The sequence below is a fragment of the Legionella stuttgartensis genome, from assembly GCF_977063405.2.
This window is the reverse complement of the sequence record NZ_CDRUHA020000109.1, coordinates 108,348-126,946: the sequence shown is the minus strand read 5'-3', so window position 1 is coordinate 126,946 and position 18,599 is coordinate 108,348. Positions and strand designations below refer to the sequence as shown.

Sequence of the window (18,599 nt, the reverse complement as noted above, 5' to 3'; positions counted from 1 at the left end):
TAGATGTTTATTTTTTACCAGTTGGTTAACGCTTCATAGGTATTTGTGGAGTGGGCTTTTAAGAATTCAGAAAAATCTTTAACATCCAAGGGCTTGCTGAAGTAATAGCCTTGCATGATGTAACATCCGTTTTCTTTTAAAAATTTAATTTGTTCAAGCGTTTCTACACCTTCAGCCAGACAATCAATGTTCATCCGGTGGGCCAAGGCTATGGTGTTAATTACAATATTTCTACTATCAATACTGACGTCAACATCTTGGATAAAGGTTTTATCAATTTTTATTTTATTCACTTTAAATAGTTTCAGATTACCAAATTCAGAATAACCCGTACCAAAGTCATCGATGGTTAGTGAGATACCCATTTCGGTAAATTTATTAATAATTGGGATGGCGTCGTTTTGAAATGCATTGGACTCTGTTAGCTCAAGTTCAAGATGCTTGGGGGATAGCTTCAGTTGCTCTAAAATTTTCTCGATACGTTCAACTAGGTCTTGTTGGACGAGTTGTTTTGCTGACAAATTAACCGACATAACTAACTTAAAGCCACTGTCATGCCATTGTTTCAATTGCTGGCATGCGGTGTGTAACACCCATTCACCAATAGGAAGAATCATACCGTTAGCTTCTGCTAAAGGAATAAACTCCAATGGAGAGAGCATTCCTAGAACGGGGTTTTTCCAACGTATTAAAGCCTCTGCACCACAAACTGTTCCCGTTCTTAGATCAATAAAGGGTTGGTAATTTAAGATGAGCTCATTATTTTCAATGGCACGATATAGTTGATTTTCAATATTCAATTGTCTGGAGGCATCTGCAGTGATGACGGTATTGTAAATACGCACGCTATTTCCTCCACGCTCGGTGGCTAAGGTTCGTGCTGCCTCTGCGTTAGTAATCAGTGTATCTACATCTCGGCCATCATTCGGGAATATGCTGATGCCAACGCTTGCTGTTAAGTTTAATTCTTGTTGGGCAACATACACAGGATTTTCTAATACAACAAACAATTCTTGAGCGCTGTCTTCAGCTTCCAGTGGATCAATGATGGGATCAATTAAAATAACAAATACATCTTTGCGTAATAAAGAAATGAAATATTTTTTATTATTTTCTGCTAATTGAGCAAAACGTTGGGCGACACGATGAATTATTGTTGCGGATGCTTGATGACCGATACTATCATTAATTTTCATCATATTGTTTAATGAAAAACAAGCAATGGCAAATTTTTGGTGCTCTTTAACTGCTCGTTCCGTGGAATTCTGAATGTGTTCGTAAAGAAAACGTTCATTAGGCAAATCGGTTAATAAATCATGGGTTGCCTGGTAGGTGACTAATTTAAGCGATTGTTCTAATTCTTCAGTACGCTCTTTGACTCGTTGTTCTAATAAAGTATTCATATTTTCTAGTTTATGGCTAAGTAATGCATTCTCATAACCTAAACGAAATACTTTTAAAATGATTCTATTTCCTACAAAGCAAGCAACGAGCATAAATATCCCAAGTACAAGAAAAGAGCCCACAACTGACATGCTAATGTGACTGACCTCAGTATGAAATAAATCAATGATTAGATACAGATGATATAAAATTGTTGGGGTAAGTAAACAAACAATACTAGTGATCCCCATTGTTAAATCAATTGCAGTTGAGAAGGAAAAACAAATCAATACAGCAGACAAAAAGATAATGGTGGTCATCCGTTGATCCATTCCATCATCCATAAACAAAATCCCAATACTGCTCCATATCAGACAGATTAAAACAACCAGATAGAGAAATCCTTTTCGACATTTAAGAATTTCTTCACGGGTTATGTGCTTGTATTCGAAACGAAAGGCCCATAAGACATTGAGCAAGTTTGCAAGCACCAAAATGCTATACCATGAAATAATTAATACAGGCCGGGTTGTATTATAAACTGCTAGAACGTAAAAAAACGCACCCAAAATATTGGCAAATGCACCAAGTTTGACCATGCTGTGAAAGGACTTGGCTGTTTCAAACTCAATTTTACGATCGATCTCGCGCTGTTCGCTGGAAGTTAGTTGCGGCGCTTCGACAAATTTAAGTCCTTTAATGGGCTTTGACATATAAGCTCCTTGCTCTATCATAAAATCGATAGAGTCATTTCCTAAACCCCTATATATAGTATATTACTATTTTATTTTCTTGCTTTAAGTTGCTCAAACTGTTAAAACATAGAGCATAACCTCCAAAATACATTTATTTTGAATGCGTGCTGGAATTTTTTCCTGCATTACCAGCCGAAACTGATTTTGTTCGGCTAATTTTTTAATATAGTCAGGATGATGGCTGAAACGCGCACTTGTTTCAAGCGACCAGGGGATAGTCGAACCAATCTCCGTTGTAAAGATAAAATATCCTTTAGGTTTTAAGTGGTGATAAATGGTATGAAAAAGTGTGTCAAGTTCCCCAAAATACGGTAACACATCGGCTGCGACAATGAGATCATAAAATGCTTTATTTTGCTGCAGAAATTGATTGATTTCAGCTTTAACCAAATTATCATAAACTTCTTTTTCTTTGGCCTGAGCCAGCATTTTTTCTGAGATATCAACACCGGTTAAGTGTTTACTGAGCTCCCGAAGAACGATTCCGGTTAAACCAGTTCCGCAACCTAAATCTAAAGTGTGGGTGTTCGTTGGTAATTCGAGTTGGTGGACTACACGTGCCATGTGTTGCGGTATGGAATAATTCAGTGTGCCTTTCATATGTTGATCATAATAAAGCGCATAGTTATTAAATAAATTATGTGCATATTCCGGAGTGGTTTTTGCCTGTTCATCTCCAGTAAGGGCGTGGAACATATGAGCACTGATTGTATCCTGGGGATTAATCGCTAGCGCACGCTCGAGGTATTCTTTTGCTTTATCTCTTTGTTCCAACTTAATGTAAATTGCGGCCAGATTATTGAGTGAAGAGGTATGAGAGTGTTCTAACTCGAGTATATGGTCGAAAAGAATAACCGCTTCATTTAAATGGCCTAAAGCCATTTGCGCTACGCCTGAATTATATAAATATTCAATATTGTCAGGGTCTTTTTGCAGTAAGACATCATAATGCATAAGCGCATTCTCAAAACGATCATGATGCATAAAGGTAGCGGCTAAATTATTACGGGCTTCGATATTCTCATTATCCAAGGCTAATGCTTTACTGAAATAATCGATTGCCAATTGATTTTGTTGTCTTTTTAAAGCAATTACACCTAAGTTAGAAAGCGCCTCTATTTGTCTACTGTCTTGCTCCAATACATTTTGAAAGGCTTTTTCTGCTTCAGCAAGTGCATTTTTTTCCAGATGTAGAACACCGAGATAGAACAGTGCTTCTGTATGAAAAGGATTTAAGGATACGACATTATTAAATTGAATTTTAGCCGCATCTAATTGATTGTTTTGCAGCAATAATAAGCCTAAATTAAAATGTGCTGCACTAAAGTCAGGTTGAGCATGTACTGCACGAGTATAATGTAATAATGCTTGTGCATAATTATTTTGCAACGCGTAGACTGTTCCAAGGTTATTATGAGCTTGGGCATAATCTGGCTGCAGTTTTATGGCTTGTTGATAATATTCTACTGCCTTATCAAGTTGATGTAATTTTTTGTATGCATTCGCCAGGTTATTAAGCAGGCTGGCATTATCTGGACTTAAGGAGAGTGCTTGTAACAGATAGAGAATTGCATTATCCATGTCACCTAGTTGAGCATAAGTGAGCCCTAAAAAATGTAAGGTATTTAGATGCTTGGGCTCCTGGGACAATATTTGCTCATAAAGGCTAATGGCTTGGGGCAGTTGACCTTCATACTGAAATTTATATGCTTGCGCAAAGAGTGCATCCGTATCCATCATCAATTCTTAAGTAGATCACGCAATTGCTTTAAAGCTTGTGCGCGGTGACTGATATTATTTTTAATTTTAGCAGGTAATTGTGCTACCGTGCATTGAAAATCAGGAATATAAAATATGGGATCATACCCAAATCCACCTTCCCCAAGAGGGCGGTCATGAATCATTCCTTTGCATAAACCCGTTGCGATAATAGGAGTAGGGTCTTTTGCATGTTGTACCAATGCGATGGCACAATAAAACCAAGCTTCGCGCTGTTTTGCAGGAACGTGGGCTATTTTTTCCAATAACAAATGGATGTTCTCCGCATCGGTTGCATGGGTACCTGCATAACGCGCCGAATAAATTCCTGGCTCGCCATTTAATGCAGGCACTACGAGCCCTGAATCATCAGCTAATGCAGGTTTTCCTGCATGTAAACTGGCATGACGCGCTTTGATGAGCGCATTTTCAACAAAGCTTAAGCCATTTTCTATTGCATCTGTAATTCCCAAATCGGTTTGAGGAATACAATTAATAGGAGCTAATAAATCGCGCAATTCTTTAATTTTACCGGAGTTACTGGTAGCAAGAATAATTTCTTTCATAATTTAAACCATAAAATGTGGAATTACATAGAACAGCTTAAGTGAAGCACAGTGGAACCTCGAATAGGCGGCTCTATGGCAGTTAACAGAGCTTCTTCAACTCTTTTAGAAAAGTAAGCCAGTTTAACGTGATGGATTAAAAATAGGAATTAAATTTTTTATGACAAATATATCTACTTATTAGTAAGCAAATTTTACTTTTTTTGATCACTTAAGTGATTAAAAAATAAACTAAACAAATGGCTTTATTACAGTGTTTAGGCTAAAATAAGGTTTTTGTCGGATCACTCAATGATGCCTATTACACATCTTTTATTGGCTCTTTTAGTTGTGGTAATTTGGGGGGTAAATTTTCTTTTTGTTTCTTTTGGACTGGAAGAAATTTCACCGTTGTTGCTCTGTGCCCTACGTTTTTTATTGGCGAGTGTTCCGGCTATATTGTTCATCAAAATTCCACAAGGTTCATTCAGAGTGATAGTCCTCTATGGCTTTGTTATGTTTGCCTTGCAATTCGCCTTTCTTTTTATGGGTATGAACATTGGTATGCCCCCAGGAATGGCATCTTTACTCATGCAAACACAGGTATTTTTCAGTATGTTTTTTGCTGGGATTTTCTTAGGTGAACAACCCAATATGGGGCAGATTATTGGGGCTTTGGTGGCTTCATTTGGAATTGGATTGGTTGCCATGCATTTTGATAGTGAAATCTCTTTGCCAGGTTTCGTCTTTATTCTTGCTGCTGCTGCAACATGGGGATTTGGTAACCTTATCACTAAGAAAATTAAAGGAAGTACCGACAATATGATGGCAATTATTGCCTGGGGAAGTTTTGTTGCATGTGTACCTATGTTTCTTCTTTCTTTAATAGTTGAGGGACCTGCTCGTTTTGTTTATACCTATGAACATTTAAGTTGGCGCGGTGTTCTGTCGTTGTGTTACATTGTGTTTGCTTCAACTTGGGTAGGTTATGGGGTTTGGAACTGGCTCATCGCTCGCTATCCGGTTGGCGTTGTTGCTCCATTTACTTTATTGGTCCCTATTGTTGCTATCCTTAGTTCAGTTTTAGTATTGGGTGAGCCGTTTCAGCTATGGAAACTTGCCGCAGGATTATTGGTGATCGGTGGTTTGTGTATCAATATCTTAGGCGCACGCTTCTTTGCCGTGAAAGTACAGTCGGAAACTGCATAAAAATTGTTGGGTCCCTTAGTAATGCAGCAAAGCGTAGACATCGAGCAAGTGACAGTTTGTTCATCCAGAATACGACTTCATAAACAAAATGATATATCATATGCCTTTATTTAACTATTGGTCTCCATTGTGCTTGATTCGAAAACCATAACTTTGTGTGCAGATGATTTTGGCTTAGATTCCGGGGTTTCAGAAGGGATTCTTAAGTTAGTACGCATGGGTCGGTTGTCCGCTGTAAGTTGCATGGTGAATATGCCAGATTTTATTCCTTATGCTCCCGAACTGCTTGCCTTAAAAAAAAGCAAGCGCATCAAAATTGGTTTACATTTCAATCTAACAGAAGGCAATTTGACCTCAATTCCTGAAAAATCGAGCTTCACCTTAGCTGAATTGTTGATAAAAACGCATATGCGCTCACTGAAACTATCGTTCATTGCAAAAGAATTTTTAGCGCAACTGGAGCAATTTACCCAGGTCATGCAACAACCACCTGATTTTATTGATGGCCATCAGCATGTTCATCAATTCCCCGTTATACGAAAAGTGATGTTGGATCTTTATACACAAAAATTGAAAAAACATGGAACCTTTATTCGTTCCACCTGGCCTGCTATTAATTTGCCACAATATCGGTTTAAAGCGAAAGTACTGCGTATTACTGGGGGCAAGGCCTTAATGAAACAATTCATCCAATTAAACATCCCACATAATCGATACTTCTCTGGGATTTATGATTTTGCACCCAATACAAACTATAGAGAATTATTTAGAAAATGGATGCATTTTGCGAGAGACAATACGTTAATTATGTGTCACCCGGGTGAAAACTCAGATGGTTCAGATCCTATCACTCAAGCGCGGATCAAAGAATTTAATTATTTTTCAAGTGATGAGTTCTTAAAGGATTGCGAAGAGTTTCATATTCAGTTAGAGCAACATGAGCATCTAGAGTATTCCTAAAGCAACCTTAGGTTAATTTTACTCGTTTATCCTTTTTAATGTATTATCTTTTTTGTCAATCATCATCTATTTTAATAAAAAGGAATAAACCCTTGAATGACGTTTTTTGGATCTCTTGTGGTGCGATCATTGGTGCGAATTTACGTTATTTCGTGGGACGTTTTTCTGTTAAGTATTTATCAGCAGATATTCCTTTTGGAACGTTCATCGTTAATCTTACTGGAAGCTTCATTTTAGGTTTTTTTCTTGCCTGGACTCTAGAGCGAGTGGAAGTTGATCCACGATGGCGCTCATTTGTAGCTGTTGGGTTTTGTGGTGCTTATACAACCTTTTCAAGCTACAGTTACGAAACTTATGTATTGGTAGAACAAAGTGATTATGCACTTGCTGCGCTAAATTTTATTTGCAATAATCTTTTTTCATTATTGGCTGTTGTTGCGGGCATGGTGCTCGCTCGGGCAATCTAATATGAATCATGTAAACGTCTCTGTCTATATTAATGAAGCAGATAAATGGCAGCATCGTCCTTTGTACCTTGAGCTATTAAGTATGCTTGATAAGCATGAAATCGTAGGGGGGACGGTATTACGTGCACTTGCCGGATTCACGTATAACAATCCTATTGTCTCTGCATCATTGGTGGATATAGGAAGCAAGCTTCCTTTAATTGTGCAATTCGTCGACACCGTGGAAAAGGTGGACGCAATATTACCTAAAGTGAAAGAAATGGTTGGAAATCGTCTCATCGTTCGTGAGCCTGTTGAAATTGTGAATGGCATTTATTCCGATTCTCTTCCCGATAACCCATGAGCCCCTTGGGAATCCATAAAAAACGATCGCTACAATTCACTGTCGATTTTACGATAGGGTTCAATTTTCTTTCTGCCCTAAATTTCTATCTATTATAATTTATTGTAAAAATCTATTTATATACTATAATTATCTATAAATAGAGGGTTTACGACATGAATCATTTACATTTGGCACCTTTTACATCTCAAGATTTAAGTGCGGATGTTCTAAAACGCAATACCCAGAATGTGGTTGCACTTTTTAAACATTGGCAATTGAAAAATGAAGAAGAGTGTGAACTATTAGGGGGCATCAGTCCTGCGCAACTTGCCAAATTTAAAAAAGGAACCGCTCATATATCAGGCAGAGACACAATCGAGCGGGTAGGCAATCTCTTAGGTATTCACAAAAATTTGAGAATTCTGTATCCATATAATCGAGAGGTAGTCTATCAATGGATAAAAGGGAGAAATCAAAAACTTCATAATCTTCGCCCTTTAGACCTTATGCTGGAGCAAGGTTATATTGGAATTGCCCAAATAAGACGGCTCACGGATTTTATGCGAGGTCAGTAACGTGTCTTTGTTTGATACAGTCAGGGAATACTCACAAGATGTTTTTAGAAATATAAGGGGCATAAAGGTATCCCAAGATTTATTTGATGATCTCAGTGATGATCCAGTAAATTGGGACGCAGCCAATACTATAGAAAGTTATACCCATCCTGAATTAACCCACCAATCGCTAATTCAACGCGCATTTGACTATAGTAAGAATGATTTTATTGACTATCCATTTGAAAAAATAACCAGCTCGCGTTACAGCGATGGTGCAATTGCGTGTTGGTATGGTTCAGAAACATTGAAAACGACAATTTATGAAACAAACCATCATTTTATTCAAGAAATAAAGGACTCCTGGGAAGTTTTTCAAACCCAAGATACGGTCATCATTGACAGAAGAGTTGCCAAGGTTTATTGCCAGGGATTGGGACTTGATCTGACTGGAAAGAAAGCAGAATTCCCCTGGCTTGTTGATCCAGATAATTATACTCAATGCCAAGAAACAGGCAGACGGGTAGCTCAAGAAGGACATCCCTTATTGATTGTTCCGTCTGCTCGACATCTACAGGGGATTAATCTCGTTGTGTTTAATCCCAATTTACTTTCAAACCCTAGAGAGTATTGCAGGTTACAATATGTTTTTGATGTAAAAAAGAGAACAATTCAATGCATTCGCGGCGAAGAGGAAATTATACTGAAACAAAGTGAAGTGGAAATTTAATTGGATGGTTTCCTTTTTAGGCATTCTCGAGAATTGATCTCTTAAAATTATATATCTTACTTCGAACAATAACTTACCTCGATCCTGATGGATAGATTCTCGCCTGCGCGGGAATGAGATCGGGAACGCCTTAGGATGACCTGGGTTGAGAAAATCTTAGGATGACATGACTATGGGGGCTATTTTGCAATCTGACGGCAGGCCCAAAATCTTGAAATGATGAAGCTATAAACGGAGACACATCCCAAGACGAGAAATAAAGCAAACAGGTAATTTAAAGTAGTGTAACGTAATAATAAAAAATAAAGCATTTCATTAATGAGTCCCGCAGAAGCCGCTACTAGAAAAAAATGCGGCAAGCTCAAGATTTTTTCATCATGCAACTGAGAAAAGGTTAAATATTTATGTCCTAAAAAGCTGACATTAAAGGCAAGTAAAAAGGCAAAAACATTGGCTATTAGTGCTTGCACATGGATAAATTTCACTAAATTGAATACAGTGAAGAGATGGAATAAAGCAGCAAAACCACCAATACCTATAAAATAAATTAGTCTATGCCTTAATTTTAATGGGGTTGTCATCAAAACTGGATTCCTCATCAATAACGTAATGGGGGCGGTGTTTGACCTCATCAAAAACTCGACCAATGTACTCACCCACTACTCCCAAGGCAAACAATTGCAAACCACCAAAAAAAGTAATTGTGGTGACTATAGTTGCCCAACCAGGCGTTTCGATACCAAAAATCATGGTACTGATAATAATCCAAAGGCCATAGAGTATTGCCAGAGTTGCAACGCTAATTCCACCAATAGCAATCATTCGTAACGGAAATGCTGTAAAGGATGTAATTCCGGTGATTGCCAAATCCAAAAGCGAGTAAAAGTTCCATTGTGACGTACCGGTTTTACGAGGTTGGACTTCAAAAGGAATTGCAATTTGTTTAAAACCCACCCAACTGTATAAGCCCTTCATAAAACGATTGCGTTCAGGTAATTTCTGCAGTGCTTTTACGATTTTCCGATCCAGCAGTCGAAAATCCCCAGCATTTGCTGGAATGTTGATCCGATTAATTCGCGAGGTAAATTGATAAAATGCTTTGGCGCATGTTCTTTTTAACCAGGATTCGTCGGAACGATTTTGCCGGACAGCATAAACCATATCATAGCCTTCTTCCCATTTGGCAAGAAATTGGCCTAATAGTTCAAGCGGGTGTTGGAAATCCGCATCCATAAGGATAACGGCGTCACCTTGGGCATGATCAAGGCCTGCGCTTATGGCATTTTCTTTCCCAAAATTTCGACTAAAACGAATGCAACGAAGCACAAATTGAGATCGTAACTGCTGAATAATCAACGGCGTGTTGTCCTGGCTGCCATCATCCACAATAAGTATTTCATAAGCATAACCAAGTTTTTGTAAGGTATCAGTCAATGCCGCAATGAATTCTGCTATTCCTGCTTCTTCATTGTAAACGGGAACAACGCAGGAAACACGTTTTTTATGAGGTACTGATATGGACATTTTTGGGTTTAATAGTACGCGAATGCTGTAAAAGGTCTATATTAACCCGAATCGAAAATTCTCGTAAGTGGATTTAAATTTTTTTTCTTCTTAGAAGAAGAAACTGCTAGTATGAACATCCTGTTTTTGCTTCAAGTGTTACGGACAAAATATGAAGTTTACTGATTTTGCAGAAGTATGGAAAAATAAGTGCGGTCCCATTTTCTTACATAAAAAAGTTGCCAAATTTTTATTCAAACAAAAAGAGGGCGTAAAATTTTTACCCTCCCTGCTTAATAGTCCAATCTCAGGAAAATCGTCAAAATTAAGTTTTTTTTCGAGTACTCCCGAATGTACCTTTAGTCATGATTTAGTCCGAACGGGGAACAATCAATGGCATATTATTGATAATACCCATAAGGGAAAAGGGGGCTTTGGTTCAGTAAATGAATCAAAATATAAAATAATGGTAACTCATGAATCAAAAATTAAGGGTTATCAAGCTCAATTAATCCCTGTTAACGATGTAATCAAAATACAACTGCCTAGAGAAGAGTCGCTCTATCCTAAACTTTTGGAGCAGACTTTACAAGAAGCAGCAAAACAAAGAAAGCATGGGGTAAATGTTGTAGGTGTTGTTGGGACTGGAGATAAAGTGATTACAATCCTAGAGGATTGTGGTACTAGCCTTGATAAGATATTGCCTTTTACGCCTAGCAACAATTATTCGTTTAACTTCCGGTTGGAAGTTGCTGCACGCATTGCGAGCGAGAAGCTTTTGTTACAGCAAAAAAACGTGGTGCATCGCGATCTTAAGCCAGCGAACATCTGTTATAAAAAGCTTGATACCGGGCATTTTCATATTATTTTTATAGATTTTGGATTGGCAGAAGACATTGATTCAAAGAATAATCTAAAGTGCTCAGGCACACCATATTATATCGCTCCGGAGGTTATTCTGGGCAAAGGTAGTACTTATCAATCAGATATGTATGCTTTAGCAGCAATTTTAGGTGAGATTTTTGGCGCAACGAAAATTTTAAAATATAAGGAATTAGCAACAAATTTGGGGGATTTAGCTCGAGCTCCCTATTGTTTTGATGGTTTATTTACAGGTTATGATGTATCCAAAATCGATCCTTATCTTTTAGATGATATTAAGACGTTACTGATTCAGCTACAAAGTAGCCTACCTAAAGAGCGTCCGACTATTGAACAAGTCAATAAATTTCTTATTACCCTGCCTACAAGGATGGATGTATATGAAGATTTCAATAATAATTGGGCGCTTATGTCGCAAAATTTTGAAGAGTTTGAAGCCTACCATCAACACATGAATCTATTGAAATCAAAGCATTCGCTACGCCCATTTAAGAGTAGCCTATTATATGAAGAGAATTTACTTAGTAATTCATTTAATCGAGGAATGCTCGAAAAAAGGCAGGCAATTTGTAAAGAAATTTCAAGATTTGCTTTACCCCGCTCTCACTATGAATTGTCCAAAAAACTGATAAAGGAAAATCGTACAGCAGATTTTGAGGATGAAGATAATCCTTACCCTAATGTAGAAAAAGTAACTCGTATGCTGCAAAAGGAAAATTTGAAATTTAAGAATGCAATGGCTAGTTTTAACCAATGCGTCAAGGTGATGGTGAATAATAAACAGCTAACGAGAAAATTTATAAATACGAACAGCACTGGAATGAGAAAAATTGCAGGGATTTTAAGTTCGGCCTTATCCCCATTAGAACAATTGGAACAATTACATCAAATAGGTCAATCAAAGACGACAACCGGTTTCTTTTACTTTTTCAGTCATTCTAAAATTTTAGGTAAAGGCCGGCATGAGAATATGGAGAAACTGTACCAAAAACTGGCACAGATCGATCCGGAGAAAGAGCAAGATGAGTATTTTGCCAAAGCTCAATTAGATGAAATCACTCAATTTATTCAAGAAACGGCAACTTTTACCCATTAATTGCATAGCAAGTGAGCCTGGGTTACTGCTTCATTAAGCCGGGCTACGATATGAAGTGTGAGATAATAATCATAATCCACACAACAAGCGCATTAATAATTGTGACGAGGACCGCCGCTGAGCCTAAGTCTTTGCCTTTTTTCGTTAAAGGGTGCCAAGAGCTATCAATTCGATTCAAAGTTGCTTCTACAGCAGAATTCAATAATTCAGCTATGATAACGATGAGCAAAGTACTGATTAATAAAGCCCGCTCAATGTACGTTTTCCCTATAAAAATGGCAACGGGTAAAGCGATGATACCAACCAATAGCTCAAGACGAAATGCAAATTCGTCTTGAAAGGCAGCTTTTAATCCATGAAACGAATAACGACTGGCTTCTTTTAATTTCCGAATGGCTTTCATTATGAATTTGGGCATTCCGATTCGTCCTACAAAACCTTGTTTTAATTTTTTAGTTTGTCTGAGATTGCTGTACTTTTCAAATAGATATTCCATAATAAATTACCCGAAAGGGGATTCATGCAGTTCGCAATAAAGTTCAGCCATAATTTAGGGGTTTGGTATGGGGGAAAACTGTTACATAAGTTTGGTCGATTTACTGGAAAAAAAAGTAGAAAAAAATCCGAATTTTCCACTCTATACGTTCATCCACAGAAAAATAAAGGAACATAAGAACCTAACGTATCGTGAGTTAGCTGAGCAGGCAAAAAAAATAGCAAGTGTGTTGCAGGATATAACATCCCCTGGCGATCGTGTCTTACTTATTTATCCTCCTGGGCTTGAGTTTATTTCTGCTTTTTTTGGTTGTTTGTATGCAGGGACTATTGCCGTACCTTCTTATCCTCCCTCCACCAAAGATTGGACTGAGAAATCCCAACGGATTATTAAAAATTCAGGGGCACATGTTGTTTTGACCACCATAGAACTTATGCTGCATATCAAAAAATTGAGTACAAAATATGATGATTATTCAGCGGTACAATTCATAACAACAGAAGATTGGGTTAATAGGCCCGATAGCTGGTGTGCTCCCTCTCTTACTGAACATCATATTGCTTTTTTACAATACACATCAGGCTCTACTGGAACCCCCAAAGGAGTGATGGTGAGTCACGGTAATTTGCTGCATAATTTATTTGTAATCGAAAAAGCGAATCGTCTTACCGAAGAGGATATTAGTGTTTCTTGGTTACCTCATTATCATGATATGGGACTCATTGGCGGGATCTTACAACCTGTTTTTAGCATGATTCCTGTAAAACTGATGTCGCCATTGACCTTTTTGCAGCGCCCCGCAATTTGGTTAGAAACGATCACCCATTATCAAGCTACGGCTACGGTCGCTCCCAATTTTGCTTACGATTTATGTACGTCTAAAGTGACTGAAGAAGAAAAAGAACATTTAGATTTAAGTAGCTTGCAGTGTGCAATGAGTGGAGCAGAACCAATTCGCAGGGCCACTATTGAACGTTTTATAGAGCGTTTTAAATCGTGTGGTTTTTCGCCAGAGGTTTTTTATCCTTGCTATGGACTTGCTGAGTCGACATTGATGATTACAGGAGGGAATCGCCAACAAGGAATAAGTTATCAATGGATAGATAAGAGTAGTCTCGATCAGGGAAACGTGCTTTCTTGTGATGAATCCCATCCTGATGCTCGCAGTTTGATTAACTGTGGACAGCCAATTGACAGTTGTTATCTTGCAATTGTGAATCCTGAGACTTTGCAGGAATGTCCCGAACGAGTGGTTGGAGAAATATGGGTGGCAGGTAAAAGTGTTACTCTGGGGTATTGGCAATTAGCTGAGGAAACAAACCACGCTTTTAATGCCCATCTTGCAGGTAAAGATCATTCTTATTTACGCACTGGGGATTTGGGTTACCTGGATCGGGGTTCACTTTATGTAACAGGGCGTTTGAATGACCTCGTTATTATTCGTGGCCGTAATTATTACCCGCATGATTTGGAAGATACTATTCATGTATGCCATCCTCAATTGCAGGAGTATGGTTGTGCCATTTTCTCCATAGAAGAAGAGGAACATGAATTATTGGTAATCGTCCAAGAAATTAAAAAGGATGTTAATAAGCTGAATTCAGAGGAAATAATTAAAACCATACGGAGCAATCTGCTGCAAACCCATGGAATAGATGCAGACATTGTGGTTCTTGTCGGGCGTAAATCAGTTCCCAAAACAACCAGCGGCAAAACACAGCGCCTATTATGTAAGAAAAAATATCTGCAAGGTGATTTAGAGATTATCTCCATTGATAACATCGCAAAGAATGCAGTAGATGAATCTGTAAAGACACTTCATGCTGAAACTGTAGGCATTGCTCAGATACTCCAACCCATTTTTAATAAAGAGATTACGGTTTTAGATAAAGAAAAAAAGTTAAGTGAAATGGGAATCAATTCACTGAAACTAGGCGAGTTACATGATGCTCTTTGTAAAAGCGTTGATGAAGACCTATCCATTGAATTTCTGCTCAAGGATCCAAACTTAGGTGAAATTATGGATTTATTCACAGGCAAAACAAAAGAGCAACAGCCCATTGATGAGAACCCGATTGATTTGGTTGCTGAATTTAATCAATATAAAACCATCAACACTCATATTACTTCTATGCCTAAGGCCATTCCTCAACATGCATTATTGACCGGAGCTACAGGTTTCTTAGGCGCTTATTTGCTTCACGAGCTTTTAACCCATACGGACTGGCAGATTACCTGCCTTGTTCAGGCCAGCTCACGTGAGGCAGGAATAACCAGAGTCATTAAAAATATGGAACACTATGGGGTGTGGAATCCTGTTTATCATGATCGAATTAAAATCGTTTTAGGTAATTTGGAAAAACACAACCTGGGACTTTCCAAGCATGATTGGTATTACTTGGCGGATACTGTCGATCTTATTTTTCATGGAGCTGCCGTACTTAATTTTATTTATCCATATCAAAAGTTGGCAACAAGCAATGTTTTTGGTACCAAACAACTTATCGACCTAGCTGGATACAGGCAGCTAAAAGCACTGCATTATATCTCCACCGTAGGCTACTTTATGTCTGCTGATTTAACGGATGATAGGGTGGTTGGCGAGCGCACGGAGCTTACAGTTCAAGAGGGAATTTATGGTGGTTATAATCAAACAAAGTGGTTGGCAGAACAATTGGTACTTCACGCTCGAACCTATAATATTCCAACCGTGATTTACAGGCCGAGCCTGATTACGGGAGAAAGTCAAACCGGCTGTTGGAATCAGGATGATGTGGTGTGTCGTATCCTCAAAGGATGTATTGAACTGGGAGCTCGCCCTCTATTGGATGTTGGATTCAATTTTGTTCCTGTCGATTACGTTGCCAAAGCAATTACTCGTTTCGCTATAGAAAAACCCCATCTGTCTGATACGTATCATTTAATAAATCCGCAGGAAGTTAGTGTAGATCAATTATTTGGATATATAAAAGCAAAGGGTTTTAAGGTAAAGGATGTCACCTATCCTAAATGGGAACGAATGATTAAAGACCAAAGTCAACTACACCACTCATTTTCTCCATTACGTCCCTTTTTTACAGAAAAAGTCTCACCTAAAAACAGCTCATTATTTGATTTATATCTTCACAACAATAAAGCGAAAATTGATTGTACTTATACAGAGACGCAGTTGGCTCATCATGGCATTTACTGTGAAAAAATAGATGAAACCGTATTCAATAAATACCTTAATTATTTAATTCAATGCGGTTATTTAACTCAATTAACTGAAGAAGCAATATAGGCGCAGGGAAGGGGGGCGGGATCTAGGTATCGCCTCTGTTTTTTAAACACAAGAGTTTTTAATAATCGATATCAATAATTCATTTTATCTTAAATTGATGTCGTTCCCGTGCAGGCGGGAATGACATCAGATGTAAGCAATGACACAATATATATTCATTTTGTCTATTAGTGAATCGAAAAATGATAAAAAGATGACGATACTTCAGGGGCGCGGGTCTACGGCTTGAAGTAAAGTTACTGATTCTCGAAAAAGCAATGTGCTATATTTTTACAGGGGATGTTGATAAGGAAAAAACATGCAAAGCATTCAATTCATCACATCACTTCCTGATGATGGGATTGATGTTTGTGAACGTGTGGAAGACCATGGATTTGGGTTGTATGAGACCATGGGTGCCCGTCCGAGCCAAGAAGATGCGGCTTTTGCATGTTGGTATGCTTCAAATCATTTTAATTTACTCACCCCGCAAGAGATTGGGCGTCGTTTATGGACCAGTTATCACTTAATCAACATTTTAGGGCGTAATATCATGCATGGAGGCACCACGGCGTCGACGACAGTATATGATGGCCATGGGACCTTGATTACCGCAACCTTAGCGGATTCTATTTCTTTTGCAGTTATTTACAATACCCTGGATGAGTTAGCTGGTGTGGTACGCTTAAATAGTATCATTCATCACCCCGCGGTAGAGTTAGAGCGCATTCAAAGAGCTGGGAGCGTGGTTCTCTTCGATCGCATCAATGGTCAGTTGGCAGTATCTCGTGCGCTAGGTGATTTTTATTTCAATGCTGAGGTCGTTTGTGCTGATGCCCATATCGATATTCATCATCTTGATAAAATTGAAGCATCTATAGATATTACTCCAGAGCACGTAGGAATGATTCAAATAATTACAACCTGCGATGGTTTTACAGAACCATTAGCATCCCAGACTCAAAAAGCACATGAACAATGGCTAATTAATTGCTTAAATGAAATATCGTCGGCAAGCAAACTAGAAGAACACCAATTAGCAAAAATGCTGGCGAATAAAGCCCTCGAAGGAGGATCTCGAGATAATATTTCAATTGCGATCCAAACCCTTTCTCCTGCGCGACCTTTTTTGATAGGGATTTATGATGGTCATGGGGGAAAAGATGCCTCACAGTTCACAGCGAAGAACATAGGTCCTGTTTTTGATTATCAGTGCTCTTTAACTGAAGAAGCTTATATACAGCAATCCCTAAGTGCGGATAAGAATTTCATTACTTATTATCGAGATAATAAAGATAGCGGTTGGTATAAATCTTTAGCCGATGTTGCCCAACGGGAGAGAGAAGCGGAACTATCCAAATCAGGAGGTGTTCGCGCACAAATGCATTTATTGATGGTAAAAACTGAAGAATATCTCTCTACGATTGATGAAATGAATAAAGAATCTGCTGCAATTTTGAGAGCAGGGGTGCAAAATTTTTATGATGGAATGAATATATTATGTAATCGCTATGTTGATTTGACGCTTCGTAAAGAAGAGTTGCGTGAATGTGTGAACTATATTCTTAATAGCAGTATGGTTCAATTTGAATGTACTAAATATTCATTTTTATCATTAAATTTTAAAGAGTGCAGGAACCATGCAGAAACAATTAAAAAGAATCATTTATTAAAGCAAGTAATAAAACACCTAAGTACGTCTTTTGCCTCTATTTTGCGTTAGCTAATCTCGGTGTAACCATCAACGAATCGGAACATCAGATGCAACTCAAGATTGTGTTATAATTATCATTTTACGATTTTAGGGAGAAATATTGTGCAAGAGTTTTTATCTATAAGTATATTGATTATGTTAGCCGCAATTTCTCCAGGCCCTGATTTTGCTTTAGTTACGAAAAATTCCTTACTTTATTCTCGAAGGGAGGGCCTCTATACCGCCCTTGGCGTCTCAGTGAGTCTTTTAATTCATGCAAGCTACTGTATTTTAGGATTGGCCCTAGTTATTTCGCAATCATTACTTGCGTTCAGTATTATAAAATATTTGGGGGCTGCGTACCTGATATATATTGGCATCAAAAGCTTATTGGCGAAGCGCGAAATGATGAAACTGGACTCCAGTCATTCATCCCATTCTATTACAGGCTTGCAAGCGTTTAATCAAGGATTGTTGTGTAATCTTTTAAATCCGAAAGCAATTATGTTTCTACTGGCATTTTTTACTTTAGTGGTAAAGCCAGGTCATTCAATTATGACTGAGTTAGGTTATGGAGTTGAAATTGCTTTAATTCACATGATTTGGTTTTCTTGCCTGTCTTATATGCTTACCCATCAGTATGTCAAAACGAATCTGAATCGATTGCAATATTATATTGTTAAAATTATGGGAGGCTTATTGGTTGCTTTTGGAATCAGGATTGCAAGCCTAAGTCATGCCGCAATGTTGCCGGTAGTATTGGCTGAGTAGTTACAGATATGGCTTCTATGGTTGAGGAATCTTAAGCTTTTAAAGCTACATCTCGCTCACACCCCCTACGTACCGCGCTTAATGCGCGGTACGTAGGAATATGAGTAGATTTCATATAAACATTAAGTTATTTTTAAATTTCGGTGCTTTCTCAGGGGCTTGTCTTTGGTATCTACCGAAAATCATCTAGGTAGTTCTCCCTGTTAATGC

General features: G+C 38.1%; 16 protein-coding genes. 10 read left to right on the top strand and 6 right to left on the bottom strand.

Going from position 1 to position 18,599, the window contains the following annotated elements; translation table 11 throughout:
• Positions 1-14: 14 nt before the first annotated feature.
• The 3 genes from ACWTEW_RS35355 to rdgB all read right to left on the bottom strand — a co-directional run bounded on the left by ACWTEW_RS35355 (position 15) and on the right by rdgB (position 4,462).
• Positions 15-2,096 (bottom strand): putative bifunctional diguanylate cyclase/phosphodiesterase, encoded by a 2,082-nt coding sequence (locus tag ACWTEW_RS35355; protein WP_454782669.1) that lies wholly within the window; start codon positions 2,094-2,096, stop codon positions 15-17.
• A 93-nt stretch (positions 2,097-2,189) separates the two neighbouring features.
• Complete coding sequence (locus ACWTEW_RS35350; RefSeq protein ID WP_454782798.1) at positions 2,190-3,875, bottom strand: tetratricopeptide repeat protein; 1,686 nt, start codon at positions 3,873-3,875, stop codon at positions 2,190-2,192.
• Positions 3,876-3,877: 2 nt separating this feature from the next.
• Entirely contained in the window at positions 3,878-4,462 is a 585-nt protein-coding gene (rdgB, locus tag ACWTEW_RS35345) for an RdgB/HAM1 family non-canonical purine NTP pyrophosphatase (RefSeq protein ID WP_454782668.1), read from the bottom strand.
• Between the two features lie 294 nt (positions 4,463-4,756).
• Here rdgB and ACWTEW_RS35340 point away from each other — a divergent pair, with 294 nt between their 5' ends.
• The 6 genes from ACWTEW_RS35340 (at position 4,757) to ACWTEW_RS35315 (ending at position 8,686) form a co-directional block, all read left to right on the top strand.
• On the top strand, positions 4,757-5,650 hold the full coding sequence (locus ACWTEW_RS35340) for an EamA family transporter (protein ID WP_454782797.1): 894 nt from the start codon (positions 4,757-4,759) through the stop codon (positions 5,648-5,650).
• 129 nt (positions 5,651-5,779) lie between these two features.
• Positions 5,780-6,610, top strand: coding sequence for a ChbG/HpnK family deacetylase (locus ACWTEW_RS35335; protein ID WP_454782667.1), 831 nt, complete (start codon positions 5,780-5,782; stop codon positions 6,608-6,610).
• A 92-nt stretch (positions 6,611-6,702) separates the two neighbouring features.
• A complete protein-coding gene (crcB, locus tag ACWTEW_RS35330; RefSeq protein WP_454782666.1) occupies positions 6,703-7,077 on the top strand; it encodes a fluoride efflux transporter CrcB in 375 nt (124 codons plus the stop codon).
• A gap of 1 nt (position 7,078) precedes the next feature.
• Positions 7,079-7,420 (top strand): DUF190 domain-containing protein, encoded by a 342-nt coding sequence (locus ACWTEW_RS35325; RefSeq protein WP_454782665.1) that lies wholly within the window; start codon positions 7,079-7,081, stop codon positions 7,418-7,420.
• A 155-nt stretch (positions 7,421-7,575) separates the two neighbouring features.
• Positions 7,576-7,977 (top strand): hypothetical protein, encoded by a 402-nt coding sequence (locus ACWTEW_RS35320; protein WP_454782664.1) that lies wholly within the window; start codon positions 7,576-7,578, stop codon positions 7,975-7,977.
• A 1-nt stretch (position 7,978) separates the two neighbouring features.
• Positions 7,979-8,686, top strand: coding sequence for an RES family NAD+ phosphorylase (locus ACWTEW_RS35315; RefSeq protein WP_454782663.1), 708 nt, complete (start codon positions 7,979-7,981; stop codon positions 8,684-8,686).
• Between the two features lie 179 nt (positions 8,687-8,865).
• Here the strand turns inward: ACWTEW_RS35315 and ACWTEW_RS35310 are convergent, their stop codons facing one another.
• Both ACWTEW_RS35310 and ACWTEW_RS35305 read right to left on the bottom strand, forming a co-directional pair.
• Positions 8,866-9,267, bottom strand: a complete 402-nt coding sequence (locus ACWTEW_RS35310; RefSeq protein ID WP_454782662.1) for a GtrA family protein — start codon at positions 9,265-9,267, stop codon at positions 8,866-8,868.
• Positions 9,239-10,210 carry a glycosyltransferase family 2 protein gene (locus ACWTEW_RS35305; RefSeq protein ID WP_454782661.1) on the bottom strand — a complete coding sequence of 324 codons (972 nt, stop codon included), beginning with the start codon at positions 10,208-10,210 and terminating at the stop codon, positions 9,239-9,241. Before ACWTEW_RS35305 ends, ACWTEW_RS35310 begins: the two co-directional genes overlap by 29 nt.
• 151 nt (positions 10,211-10,361) lie before the next feature.
• Here ACWTEW_RS35305 and ACWTEW_RS35300 point away from each other — a divergent pair, with 151 nt between their 5' ends.
• Entirely contained in the window at positions 10,362-12,167 is a 1,806-nt protein-coding gene (locus ACWTEW_RS35300; protein WP_454782660.1) for a protein kinase domain-containing protein, read from the top strand.
• A 43-nt stretch (positions 12,168-12,210) separates the two neighbouring features.
• Here the strand turns inward: ACWTEW_RS35300 and ACWTEW_RS35295 are convergent, their stop codons facing one another.
• Positions 12,211-12,663 carry a diacylglycerol kinase gene (locus tag ACWTEW_RS35295; RefSeq protein ID WP_454782659.1) on the bottom strand — a complete coding sequence of 151 codons (453 nt, stop codon included), beginning with the start codon at positions 12,661-12,663 and terminating at the stop codon, positions 12,211-12,213.
• 67 nt (positions 12,664-12,730) lie between these two features.
• On the opposite strand from ACWTEW_RS35295, the gene ACWTEW_RS35290 reads away from it, so the two are divergent.
• The 3 genes from ACWTEW_RS35290 to ACWTEW_RS35280 all read left to right on the top strand — a co-directional run bounded on the left by ACWTEW_RS35290 (position 12,731) and on the right by ACWTEW_RS35280 (position 18,389).
• Entirely contained in the window at positions 12,731-15,946 is a 3,216-nt protein-coding gene (locus ACWTEW_RS35290) for a thioester reductase domain-containing protein (protein ID WP_454782658.1), read from the top strand.
• A 298-nt stretch (positions 15,947-16,244) separates the two neighbouring features.
• Positions 16,245-17,648: a PP2C family serine/threonine-protein phosphatase gene (locus ACWTEW_RS35285; protein ID WP_454782657.1), complete on the top strand. Its 1,404-nt coding sequence runs from the start codon at positions 16,245-16,247 to the stop codon at positions 17,646-17,648.
• 93 nt (positions 17,649-17,741) lie between these two features.
• Positions 17,742-18,389 carry a LysE family transporter gene (locus tag ACWTEW_RS35280; RefSeq protein WP_454782656.1) on the top strand — a complete coding sequence of 216 codons (648 nt, stop codon included), beginning with the start codon at positions 17,742-17,744 and terminating at the stop codon, positions 18,387-18,389.
• Positions 18,390-18,599: the final 210 nt, after the last annotated feature.

Excerpts from the sequence above, each read along its gene's own strand:
- ACWTEW_RS35355 (WP_454782669.1), bottom strand. The coding sequence starts at position 2,096 with ATGTCAAAGCCCATTAAAGGACTTAAATTTGTCGAAGCGCCGCAACTA.
- ACWTEW_RS35350 (WP_454782798.1), bottom strand. The coding sequence starts at position 3,875 with ATGGATACGGATGCACTCTTTGCGCAAGCATATAAATTTCAGTATGAA.
- rdgB (WP_454782668.1), bottom strand. The coding sequence starts at position 4,462 with ATGAAAGAAATTATTCTTGCTACCAGTAACTCCGGTAAAATTAAAGAA.
- ACWTEW_RS35340 (WP_454782797.1), top strand. The coding sequence starts at position 4,757 with ATGCCTATTACACATCTTTTATTGGCTCTTTTAGTTGTGGTAATTTGG.
- ACWTEW_RS35325 (WP_454782665.1), top strand. The coding sequence starts at position 7,079 with ATGAATCATGTAAACGTCTCTGTCTATATTAATGAAGCAGATAAATGG.
- ACWTEW_RS35320 (WP_454782664.1), top strand. The coding sequence starts at position 7,576 with ATGAATCATTTACATTTGGCACCTTTTACATCTCAAGATTTAAGTGCG.
- ACWTEW_RS35310 (WP_454782662.1), bottom strand. The coding sequence starts at position 9,267 with ATGACAACCCCATTAAAATTAAGGCATAGACTAATTTATTTTATAGGT.
- ACWTEW_RS35305 (WP_454782661.1), bottom strand. The coding sequence starts at position 10,210 with ATGTCCATATCAGTACCTCATAAAAAACGTGTTTCCTGCGTTGTTCCC.
- ACWTEW_RS35300 (WP_454782660.1), top strand. The coding sequence starts at position 10,362 with ATGAAGTTTACTGATTTTGCAGAAGTATGGAAAAATAAGTGCGGTCCC.
- ACWTEW_RS35295 (WP_454782659.1), bottom strand. The coding sequence starts at position 12,663 with ATGGAATATCTATTTGAAAAGTACAGCAATCTCAGACAAACTAAAAAA.
- ACWTEW_RS35290 (WP_454782658.1), top strand. The coding sequence starts at position 12,731 with ATGGGGGAAAACTGTTACATAAGTTTGGTCGATTTACTGGAAAAAAAA.
- ACWTEW_RS35285 (WP_454782657.1), top strand. The coding sequence starts at position 16,245 with ATGCAAAGCATTCAATTCATCACATCACTTCCTGATGATGGGATTGAT.